Consider the following 5,622-nt stretch of genomic DNA (forward strand, 5'->3'; position numbering starts at 1 on the left):
CGCTGGTCAAGCTGGCCAACGACATGAAATTCGCCCTCATCCCCCGCGGCGGCGGCTCCGGGGCCACGGGCGGCGCCGTGCCCGCCCGGCGGCGTACGGTCATCGTCAGCCTTGCGCGGCTGACGCATATCGGCCCCATCGACCTTGAGGCCATGACCGTCACCTGTCAGGCCGGGGCCAACACCCAGGCCGTCATCACCGCCGTGGACGAAAAAGGCGCGCTCTTTTCGGTGGACCCGGCCTCCAAGCAGGCGGCCTCCATCGGCGGCAACGTCTCGGAAAATGCCGGCGGCCCCATGGCCTTCGAATACGGCACAACCCTGGACAATCTGCTCTGGTGGCGCATGGTCACGCCCACGGGCGAGATCATCACCGTGGAGCGCGAAAACCACCCCCGTCACAAGATCCTGCCGGATGAGACGGCCGTCTTCGTGGTCAAGGACGTGAGCGGCGGCGTGCGGAACGTGGTGCATCTGCGCGGGGATGAAATCCGCCTGCCCGGCCTCGGCAAGGACGTGACCAACAAGGCCCTTGGCGGTCTGCCCGGCATGCAGAAGGAAGGGGTGGACGGCATCATCACCGAGGCCTGTTTCATCCTGCATCCCAAGCCGCGCTACAAGCGCGTGATGGTGCTGGAATTCTTCGGGCGCTCCATGCACCCGGCGGCCGTGGTGGTGCGCGAGCTCGTGAGCCTTCGCAACCGCATCCGTGAAGAGGGCGACTACGCCCACCTGTCCGCGCTGGAAGAGTTCAACGCCAAATACGTTCAGGCCATCGACTACAAGCGCAAATCCCGCAAATTCACGGATCTGCCCATTTCCGTCATCATCCTGCAGGTGGACGGCGACGACCCCTACCTGCTGGACAAGTGCGTGGGCGACATCGTGTCCGTGGTGGAAGAACAGGAGAATGTGGACATCATCGTGGCCCAGGACGACAAGGAAGCCGAACGCTTCTGGGAAGACCGTCACCGCCTGTCCGCCATCGCCAAACGCACGTCCGGCTTCAAGCTCAACGAGGACGTGGTCATCCCCATGAGCCGCATCCCGGACTTCGCCCTCTTCCTCGAACAGCTCAATCTGGAATGCACCGCGCAGGCCTACCGCTACGCGCTCCAGGAGGTGGGCCGCCTGCCCGGCTTCCCCATGGAGGAAAAGGACTTCAACCGCGAATTCTCCTTTGCCTCCAAGGTGGCGACCGGGGACGTCAATGCCGCCGAACTTTCGGATACCGAACTCTGGCAGCGGGCCCAGGCCTACATGGACAGCCTGCTGGAAAAATATCCCCACCTCGCCCGCAAGCTCAACAAGATCCGTGACTACATGGACGCCGGGCGCATCGTGGTGGCCAGCCACATGCACGCCGGGGACGGCAACTGCCACGTCAACATCCCGGTCAACTCCAACGACCACCACATGCTGGAAGAAGCCGAGGAGACGGCCGCCCGCGTCATGGCCGAATGTCAGGAAATGGGCGGCGAGGTCTCCGGCGAACACGGCATCGGCATCACCAAGATCGCCTTTTTCGGCAAGGAGAAGATGGAGGCCCTGCGCGCCTTCAAGGAGCGCGTCGATCCGCGCGACATTATGAATCCGGCCAAGCTCGTACACCGCGAGCTGCCCGTGCGTCCCTTCACCTTCTCCTTCAACCACCTCATCCGCGACATCAACGACAGCGGCCTGCCGGACAAGGAAAAACTCACCGATCTGCTGGCCGCCGTGCAGGTATGCACGCGCTGCGGCAAATGCAAGCACGTCTGTCCCATGAACTACCCCGAACGCAGCATGCAGTACCATCCCCGCAACAAGAACATGGTGCTCGGCATGCTCATCGAGGCGGTCTATTACTCGCAGGTCAACAAGGGCAGCATCGACGACGATCTGCTGCGCTGGCTGCGCGATCTGGTGGAGCACTGCACGGCCTGCGGCCGCTGCCGGGCCAACTGCCCGGTCAAGATCCCTTCCGGCGACGTGGCGCTCTCCCTGCGAGCCCTGCTGGAACATGAGGGAGCCGGCGGCCACCCCCTCAAGAAAAAGGCGCTGGAGTGGCTCGTGCGGGATGTGGAGCACCGCGTACCCAAGGCCGCCAAGATGGCCTCGCTGGGCCAGAAGATGCAAAACCGCATCCTGGGCTTCGTTCCCGACGTCTGGAAACGGCGCATGCAGAATCCGCTTTTTGCGGGACGCGGCCCCAAGGTCGGCTATACCAATCTGTACGAGGCCCTGCGCCTGCACCGCGGCTCGGTCTTCTCGCCCACCGAGGTCACGCAGGGCACGCCATGCGTCATCTATTTCCCCGGCTGCGGCGGCGGGCTCTTCTATGACCGCATCGGCCTTTCAAGCATCATGCTCCTCTTGCGGGCCGGCTTTGCCGTGGCCGTGCCGCCGCGCCACCTCTGCTGCGGTTATCCGCTGCTGGCCGCCGGCATGGATACGGCCTTTGAGGACAACCTGTCCCACAACCGGCAGTACCTCTCGGCCATGATCCGCAATCTGGGCAAACAGGGCTTCGAGGTGGCCCATCTGGTCACCTCCTGCGGCACCTGCCTTGATGGTCTCGAACGCATCGGGCTTTCCGAGCAGTTCACGGGCCTGGGCCAGCGGGACGTGCTCCAGCTCGTCCTCCCGCTGCTCAAGAAAGAGCAGCTGGAACACCCCCTGCCCCCCGGCACGAGCCTCATCTACCATGCCTCCTGCCACAGCGAATGGGCGGGCATCCCGGCCGCCAGGGGGCAAAAGCAGATCGTGGCCGCCCTGTCCAACTTCTCCGGCGCCAAGGTGCTGCTCAACGGCGGCTGCTGCGGCGAATCCGGCATGGGGGCCCTGACCTCGCCGCAGATCTACAATCTCCTGCGCTCCCGCAAACAGATCAATCTGCAACGCGCCTTTGCCGAGATCGACGGCCCCGAGGCCCATGCCGGCAAAAACGGCAACCTCCCGCCCGTGCTGGTGGGCTGCCCCTCCTGCAAGATCGGTATCGGCCGCTGCCTGATCAATCTGCACGACAAGCGGCCGGTGCTGCATGTGGCGGAGTGGGTGGCCGGCATGATCGACGGCGAGGACAGGCGGCAGAGTTTCCGGCGTCGCGCCAATGAGACGCGGGGCGATGTGCGCGTGGTGACGGGCTAGGCGACGTCATGCGTGGTCCGGCGGTGCTGTTGCGCCCGGAGGAACTGTACAGGCCCTCGCGCCTGTGCTGCCTGCTGGCGCTGGTGGTCATGCTGCCCTTTTTCTGGGGCTTCGCCTTCGTCTTCCCGCAGGGGGAAGACTTCGAGCACATGAGCCGGGCCATGTGCTTTCTGGATCTGCCGGGCGGGCTCTACGAAATGGGCAGGCAGTGGCTCTACAGCGGCGGGCGTTACGGCCTGCACTTCCTCCAGACGTTTCTGGGGCGTGCGCCGGAATCCCTGCTGCTCAACGGGGCCATCTGCCTGCTCTCGCTGGGCAGTTACGGTCTGGCCGTCTACGGACTGGCCCGGCTGGCCGCGCCGGCCATCCCGCACAGGCTCGGTCTGTTCTGCGGCCTGCTGACCATGCTGGGGCTGTGCGCCTGCCATCCTCAGGCCCATCAGATCTATGCCCTGACGCAAAACCTCTCGCTCATCCTGCCGGGCGGCCTCTGGCTCTGCTTCCTGCTGACCGTCTGCCGCCTCTGGCTGGCCGATCCCTTTGCCCGCCGCCGGCGCTGCCGGCAGGCCATGCTGGCCGCCTTCCTCACCGTCGGTCTGGGCGAGATGGCCGCCCATGCGGCGCTGGCGCTGGCGCTGGGCGCCTGGCTGCTGGCCGCCCTGCACCGCCACCCCGCGCGCCGCGAGCTGCTCCGGGTGCTGCTTGTGACGCTGGTCTGCACGCTCATCGTCTTCGCCTCGCCCGGCCGCTGGGCCACACTGGCCGCCCATCCGCTGCCCGAAGTCTGGCAGGATTTTGAACGGGACTGGCTGCGGAGCCTTTCCGGTCTCTGGACCTCTCTCTGGTGCGTGCCGGTGCTGACCCTGGCCCTGCTGCTGCCCCATGCCCAGGGCGAAGGCCGCATCGGCGGGCAGCCGCTCTCGCCGGACATCCCTCCCCTGCGGCCAGGCTGGCTGAGCGTGCTTGCCCTCACGGGCTTCCTGCTCGTCTCCCTGAGCATGACGGCCCTGCATGCGGCGGGCGACGCCTTCAGTCTGGCGGACGAAGGGCTTTCCGCCGTGCTGGCCATCTACGGGGCAGCTACCCTGACCCTGACCATCCATCCGTGGCTGGGCCGCTGGAACCTGCGCCTGCTGCAACAGGGGGGGCGTCTGACTCTGCTGCTGACCGCCGCGCTGCTTGCCCTCTGCCTTACCGCGAACTGGCGTGAGGCGGCGGAGCACGCCGCCGCCGGGGACTGGATCGTCGGCGGCGACAACATTCAGGAGCGGTACAACTGGCTCTGGGATCTGGGCCAGGCGTATACGCCGCTGGACGCGCCCATGCGCCTCGGACTGGCGGGCCTGTACAACTATTCCGGCAGTCCCCGCCTGACGGCGGACGCCAGCCTGCCGCAAGTGACGGTCCGCGCCCTGTCGGAAACGGCTGCGCCGGTGTTGGCCGGGGAGAGCCTGCGCCATGCGCCCCAGCACTGGCCCAATCCCTGGGTGGCCTGGTTCTTTGGTCTGGGCAGCGTGCGTATGGCCTATGCTCACTGGCAGGAGCAATGGACGGAACCGCTGCGACGATTCTCCCGCGGCGAGATCCCGGCTGCGCAGGCCGGGTCCCCCCGTATCCTGCGCGTGCCCGACGACCTGCGTCGGCGCGGCCTGAACAACGCCTGGCTTGCCGCCAGCCCGGCTGAGCCCAACGCCACCTTTTCCCAGATCTGGCTGGTGCTGGAAAGCGCCTCCCCGCTGCCAGCGGAGGTGGCCTTTTCTCTGGAGATCTGGCGGATCAATCCCATCGACGCCCGCCGCATGCTGCCCATCCCGGCACAGCTCGTGCTGGCCCGGGAGCTACTGGCACAGCAGGAGCCGCGGGAACGGAAACAGCAGGAGCCGTGGCTCCGTCTGGCCGCCAGCCGCATGCCGCTGGTGCGCGCCCTGCTGGACGGCGACAGCGGCCGCACGGTCTACGCTGTCCCGCTGGGCCTTTCCCCACAGCGGCTGGACAGGCTGCCGGGCGTCATCCTGTCGCTTGACGGTCGGACCTATGCCCTGCCCGGCGACCCGGCGGCCCTGATCTATCCCTGAGCGTCCGGCATGCCTCCCCAGGAGCCCATACGGCCTCTGGATGCGGAGGCTGGTGTGCGAAGCCGGCGGCCCACCGGACAGCCTGACGTACGGTCACGCCCATGCCCGGCGACCGAACCACTCCGGGAGTGTCGCCCTCCCCGTCACCCGCCGGCCTGCCCGATGGCGCGGCCCGCCGCCGGCTCTCCGCCCGGTCTTTTTCGAAACGCCAGCCCGTATCGTGACGGGCCGCCACACCGTCCTCAGGGAAGGACGACCAGCCCCCCGGCAAACAAAAAAGGAACCCACCGGCAAAGCCGGTGGTTCTTCATATGCGCCTATAAGGCTTTTTTACCAGCCGCGCCCTAGATAGTGTCGTCAAATTATGTTTGCCCACAAAGATATGCATCTAATTTGAACGGCGGCAAGAAAAGAGGCGC

Annotated in this window: 2 protein-coding genes; both read left to right on the top strand. The window is 66.5% G+C overall.

Translation table 11 applies throughout. The features are described from left to right. Positions 1 to 3,128, top strand: a 3,128-nt coding sequence (locus Q0J54_RS11860) for an FAD-binding and (Fe-S)-binding domain-containing protein (protein WP_296305954.1), incomplete at its 5' end; no start/stop codon positions are given. Between the two features lie 8 nt (positions 3,129 to 3,136). Further along, on the top strand, positions 3,137 to 5,203 hold the full coding sequence (locus tag Q0J54_RS11865; RefSeq protein ID WP_296305955.1) for a hypothetical protein: 2,067 nt from the start codon (positions 3,137 to 3,139) through the stop codon (positions 5,201 to 5,203). Positions 5,204 to 5,622 lie beyond the last annotated feature (419 nt).

The sequence above is a fragment of the uncultured Desulfovibrio sp. genome, assembly GCF_944324935.1.
Taxonomy (GTDB): Bacteria; Desulfobacterota; Desulfovibrionia; order Desulfovibrionales; family Desulfovibrionaceae; genus Desulfovibrio.